The organism is Acidovorax sp. KNOB132 (genome assembly GCF_057541515.1).
This window is the reverse complement of record NZ_BAAJYT010000246.1, coordinates 1-5,340: the sequence shown is the minus strand read 5'-3', so window position 1 is coordinate 5,340 and position 5,340 is coordinate 1. Positions and strand designations below refer to the sequence as shown.

The 5,340-nt window shown below is 68.7% G+C and carries 6 protein-coding genes and 1 pseudogene; 4 read left to right on the top strand and 3 right to left on the bottom strand.

All coding sequences use genetic code 11. The annotated features are described in order from the left end of the window. Positions 1-372: DUF2242 domain-containing protein (locus AC27IO_RS20060; RefSeq protein ID WP_498740404.1), on the bottom strand; the 372-nt coding region annotated here is incomplete at its 3' end. Between the two features lie 346 nt (positions 373-718). Here AC27IO_RS20060 and AC27IO_RS20055 point away from each other — a divergent pair. After that, entirely contained in the window at positions 719-1,096 is a 378-nt protein-coding gene (locus AC27IO_RS20055) for an Hsp20/alpha crystallin family protein (protein ID WP_498740403.1), read from the top strand. Between the two features lie 122 nt (positions 1,097-1,218). Here AC27IO_RS20055 and AC27IO_RS20050 read toward each other — a convergent pair whose 3' ends face one another. Then, a complete protein-coding gene (locus AC27IO_RS20050; protein WP_498740402.1) occupies positions 1,219-2,202 on the bottom strand; it encodes a GlxA family transcriptional regulator in 984 nt (327 codons plus the stop codon). Between the two features lie 112 nt (positions 2,203-2,314). Here AC27IO_RS20050 and AC27IO_RS20045 point away from each other — a divergent pair, with 112 nt between their 5' ends. Together AC27IO_RS20045 and AC27IO_RS20040 are read left to right on the top strand one after the other, a co-directional pair. Then, entirely contained in the window at positions 2,315-2,641 is a 327-nt protein-coding gene (locus AC27IO_RS20045) for a DUF3817 domain-containing protein (protein ID WP_498740400.1), read from the top strand. After that, complete coding sequence (locus AC27IO_RS20040; RefSeq protein ID WP_498740398.1) at positions 2,638-3,063, top strand: CopD family protein; 426 nt, start codon at positions 2,638-2,640, stop codon at positions 3,061-3,063. The genes AC27IO_RS20045 and AC27IO_RS20040 overlap by 4 nt, the downstream gene beginning before the upstream one ends. A 179-nt stretch (positions 3,064-3,242) precedes the next feature. Here AC27IO_RS20040 and tsaD read toward each other — a convergent pair whose 3' ends face one another. Continuing rightward, positions 3,243-4,283 carry a tRNA (adenosine(37)-N6)-threonylcarbamoyltransferase complex transferase subunit TsaD gene (gene tsaD / locus AC27IO_RS20035; RefSeq protein WP_498740396.1) on the bottom strand — a complete coding sequence of 347 codons (1,041 nt, stop codon included), beginning with the start codon at positions 4,281-4,283 and terminating at the stop codon, positions 3,243-3,245. 364 nt (positions 4,284-4,647) lie between these two features. On the opposite strand from tsaD, the pseudogene AC27IO_RS20030 reads away from it, so the two are divergent. Continuing rightward, positions 4,648-5,340 (top strand): annotated as a pseudogene (locus AC27IO_RS20030) (peptidase S53); the annotation flags it as partial.

Below are 5,340 nucleotides of genomic sequence, written 5' to 3'. Positions count from 1 at the left end.
CTGCAGGGCGCTGGCGAAGGCGGCGGTGCGGGTCTTGTCGCCGCCCTCGGTGGCGCAGACGACGCGCATCTCGACCTCGTAGTGGATGTCGCTGGACGGCTGGAAGTACTTGCGCCCGGCCACCACTTCGGCGCTGGCGGTGCTCACCAGGTAGCCCTGGCTCAGGAGGGCGCGGCGGGCGCCTTCGCACACGCGCGCCTGCGGTGCATTGATGTGGCGGGTGTGCATGCTGGCGCTGTCGAAGTCGTCCGGGTCGAAGCGCGGCGTGCGGTCCAGGCCGGGGACCGAGCTGGAAGCGCAACCGGCCAGGGTGGCGACGAGCGCAGCGGACAGCGCGAGCACCCAGACGGTGCGGGGATGGCGCGAAGACATGGGGCTTGAAGGTGATGGACGAAGAGTAGGCATGGCGATTCCCTGATCAGCGTGCATTGTGAAGGCTGCGAAAGACGCGTCCGGACAAAGGGATGTAACCCCGCGCAACCGGCGCGGGGGCGGCTGCACATGGGATGCGGCAGCGCCGCGCGGGTTCCGGCCGCGCAACCCCGTGCGCGGGGGCACCTTGTAAAAACGGCAGGCATCCCCAGGCCGATCCAATGCGCGTGAAGCGCCGATTCGCGTGCTCAAAAGCCCTTGAAATGCAGCGCGCCACACACATTTGTGGACCATGCGGCGAACGACCCGGGAGCCGCGAAGACACTGTTTTTCCAGGAGTTTTTCCATGATTTTCGCCCCCGTGATCCGCCGCGCCGCTTTCAACGCCCCCCGCTCCGCCGACGTGGCCCTGCAGCGCTTTTTGAACCATACCCTGGCCACCCCGGCCGCCGCAGGCTACACCGTGCAGCAGGACGAAAAGACCGTGACCCTGCAGATGGATCTGCCCGGCCTCTCGCGCGACCAGCTGCAACTGACCATCGAAGGCAATCAGGTGCGCCTGACCAGCGTGGAGGGTGCGCCGCGCCAGGTGCAGCGTGCCTGGGAGCTGCCGGCGGACATCGACGTGTCCACCAGCTCCGCCAAGCTGGAAAACGGCGTGCTGACGCTGGTGCTGGGCAAGGTGGTGCCGGAAAGCCGCGCCACGCAATTGACCATCGCCTGAGGCCGTCCCGCCGAGGCAGGCAGAACGCAAAGCGCCCTGGCCGAAACGCCAGGGCGCTTTTTTGTGTCCCCGGCGTCTCCATGGAAAGGCGCCGTTTCACGGCTGAACGGGCTGCGAACGGGCTAATCACCCGTACCGAGGCGCTGGCCGAAACTCTTGCGGTAGTGGCTTGGACTCACGCCGACGATCCGCTGGAACTGCAGCCTGAAGTTCGCGGCAGAACCCAGGCCCACCTGGCTGACAATTTGCTCCACCGAGAGACGGCTGCGTTCCAGCAGTTCTTGCGCCCTCTGCACGCGCATCCGGGACAGCCACTGCGCGGGCGACTCTCCGAACTGCTCATTGAACCGCCTGTGCAGCGTCCGGGTGCTGCTGCACGCCTGCCGGGCCAGGGACGTGAGGGTCATTGGCCGATGAAGGTTTGCCAGGGCCCAACTGACCAGGGGCTGCAGGCTTTTGTCGGTGGCCTGTGCCGGCGGTGGAATGAACTGCGCTTGTCCCCCTTCGCGCTGCAACGGCACCACGGACAGCCGGGCCACGTGCGCAGCGACGGCGGCTCCAAAGTCTGCGCGGATCATGTGCAGACAGAGGTCCAGGCCCGCAGCGGCCCCTGCAGAGGTCAGTATCTGTCCGTTGTCGACGAACAGCACCGACGGATCGACATCGATCGCGGGATACCGGTGGGCCAGTGCCGGCGCGGCCACCCAATGGGTGGTCGCCCGCAGCCCATCCAGCAAACCCGCTTCCGCGAGAACGAAGGCGCCGGAGCAGATGGAAGCGATGCGAGCGCCTCTCTTGGCCGCCCGGCGCAGAGCTTGCGAGGCGGCAAGAGACAGGGGTGGCGAAGGCAGCAGGATGCCCGGCACGACGATCGTGTCAGCCGTCTCGAGCGGTTCCAGGCCGTGCCTGATGCGTATGGCGAAGGGGCCTGCGTCGAGTTCCTGCTGCTCCGCGCATACCGCGATCTGGTAGCAGGGCGCGCCAGAAGCATTCGTCGCAAATCGAAAGGACTCGCAGGCGGTCGCCAGATCGAACGACAAGACGCCCGGGAGCGCCAGACATGCAATGCGATGGGGTCTTTGAAGCGGAGGTCTCGTTGAGGTCATGCGGGAGGGGGCACCAGAGCCGTGCAGCGCAATCTGCGGCGCTGTCTAAAAACCATCGAATACTGGCATTCTTGCCACTGTCCCAGTGTAGGGGTTCCAGCAAGAATGGGGAATGACGCATCACGATCCAGCCCCTGACTCTTGTGCCCGCCCGGATGGGCCCGCTCACGGTGTCGCAGCGCTACGCACCTGGTGCGTCCTGGAAGCGACCACGCTGTTGGCACTGCTTCTTGTCGCGGTGCCGTTGAAGCACCTGGGGGGCTTTCCCATGGCCGTCTCAGTGATGGGGCCGATACACGGGTTTGCATTCCTCGCGTTGGGATGGGCCGCAGTGCGAGCAGTGGCAAGCGGAGGCCTTTCAAAGCAGGCCGCGGGAAAGCTGATGCTCGCTGCCTGCTTTCCCTTCGGAGGGCTTTACAGCAGGTGGGTTCTTCGATGACGTACCTGTGGATCAAGGGCCTGCACGTCGGCGCGGCCCTCATCTTCGTGGGAGGCCTGCTGCTGCTGTCTGTGGTGGCATCGCGATGGCCCGCGGCCGGCGGCGTGCTCCTGCCGCATGAAAAGCGCCTGGGTACGGCGGTGCTTCAGTGGGACCGGCGCGTGACCACACCGTCCATGGCGCTGGTGTGGGTGCTTGGCCTCGGCCTCGCGGCAGGGGGTGGCTGGATCGGACAAGGCTGGCTCTTCGGCAAGATGGCGCTGGTCATCGCCCTTTCAGCGATTCACGGGGTGATGTCGGCGACGCTTCGCCGGCGCCTGCAAAGCGAGACCGGGCCCCAGCCGTCGCTGTTTCGACACGGCCCCACGGCAGTCGCCGCGCTTTCGGCGGCCATCGCCGTGTTGGTGACGGTGAAGCCGTAGTCGCCGAAGTTCGCCCATCCGGTGGCAGAGCGTCCCCACGCCTGGTCGCGGGCTGCGGCCAGCGGCGCATCCGCATCGAGCGACAACGGTTCACCCGGCTGGCAAGGCGTCCGCTCGACGGCGCCATCGCCTGCCAGCGGTTGCTCAGCGGTCTGGCCGCCAATTCCGGCCGCCGCTCCTTACTGCAGCGTATCGAGCGGCCAGCGCGGCTTGACGTCGAAGGCGTAGTCGCGGTTGGCCTGCTGGCGGCCGGCCTGCAGGCGCATGGCGGCGGCCATGGCGATCATGGCGCCGTTGTCGGTGCACAGGTGCAGCTCGGGGTAGTGCACGCGCACCTGGGCGCGGGCGCAGGCGGCATTGAGCTGCTCGCGCAGGTGCCGGTTGGCCCCCACGCCGCCCGCCACCACCACGCGGCGCAGCCCGGTCTGCTGCAGCGCGGCGGCCGTCTTGCGCACCAGCACGTCCACGATGGCGGCCTGCGTGCTGGCGGCCAGGTCGGCCTTGCGCGCGTCGAGGTCGTCGCCCAGCTTGCGCGCCTGGGTGAGCACGGCGGTCTTGAGGCCGGCGAACGAGAAATCGAGGTTGCCGCTGTGCAGCAGCGGTCGCGGCAGCTTGAAGGCGGCCGGGTCGCCCTGCTCGGCCAGCCGCGACAGCGCGGGCCCGCCGGGATAGCCCAGACCCATCAGCTTGGCGGATTTGTCGAAGGCCTCGCCCGCGGCGTCGTCGATGGTCTCGCCCAGCATTTCGTAGCGGCCCACGCCGTCCACGCGCATCAGTTGCGTGTGGCCGCCCGAGACCAGCAGCGCGATGAAGGGAAATTCCGGCGGGTCCACGCTGAGGAAGGGCGACAGCAGGTGCCCTTCGAGGTGGTGCACGCCCAGCACGGGCTTGTCGAGCGCGGCGCCCAGGGCGCAGGCCACGCCGGCGCCCACGAGCAGCGCGCCGGCCAGCCCCGGGCCGCGCGTGTAGGCCACCACATCCACGTCGGCCAGGCGCCTGCCGGATTCGGCCAGCACGGTTTCCGTCAGCGGCAGCACGCGGCGGATGTGATCGCGGCTGGCCAGTTCGGGCACCACGCCGCCGTAGGCCTGGTGCATTTCGATCTGGCTGTGCAGGGCATGGGCGAGCAGCGTGGGCACCCCGTCGCCGGTGGGCGACTGCACCAGCGCCACGCCGGTTTCGTCGCAGGAGGATTCGATTCCGAGGATCAGCTGGCTCATGGGCCTGCAGTGTAGTGCGGCCGCCAATGCCATGAGGCGGTACCCCGGGTGCGTGAAATCATTTTTATCATTTTTAATGAAACAAATGTTTTATTTGAAATATTTGATCGCCCCAGAAGAAACAAACACTTACATTGGGCCGGTCCATCCACCCCTGCCGGGGCCCGCGTTCGAAAACCGTCCCGCTCCGGCACCGCCCCAGGGAAACCTCCATGCCCCGTCCCGCCCCTCCCTGCCCGCCCGCTGCCACCCCGGCAGCCCCCTTTGGCCCCTGGCCGCTCTGGCGGCGGCCTTTCTCGCCTCCTGTGGCGGCGGCTCCACCACCGATGGCGCGGCCACGCGCGACGGCGAGGCCGCCGCGAGCGTGACCACGCTGTCGTCGTCGTCCGCCGACCTGCCCACGGCAGTGCCGGCCGAGCTGACGGCGCGGCCAGCCTTCCACATCGCGCCCGTGCTGCTGCCCGACCCCGGCCCCGAGGATGCGGCCGACCCCACCGCCAGCGCTTTGATGGCGCCACGATCGACTGCGATCGACGCCGGCCTGGCCACGCTGTCGACGCGGCACCTGACACCGGACCGTATCAAGGCGGCCATCGCACAGGAGCAGCAGGCCCCCTCGGCAGACGGCACGGGAGAGGCCCGCGCCGCCAGCGTGGTCACCACCTACACGCCGGCGCAGGTGCGCGCGGCCTACGGCCTGCCGGCGCTGCCCGCCACGGGCGCAACCCCCACCGCGCAGCAGGCAGCGCAGATGGGCGCGGGCCAGACGATCTACATCGTGGCGGCCCGCCACAACCCGAATGCGGCCGCGGAACTGGCCACGTTCAACCAGAAATTCGGACTGCCGGCCTGCACCGCGAAGGTCCTTCCCGCCAGCACCGCCCTGCCCCTGCCCGCGCCAGCGGCCGCCGCGGGCTGCGAGCTGTGGCAGGCCTACGCCACGTCCGCGGGCGGGCTGACAGGGACCGCCCCGGCCTACGACGCGGGCTGGGCCACGGAGATCGCGCTGGACCTGCAGTGGTCCCACGCCATCGCTCCGGCCGCGCGCATCGTGCTC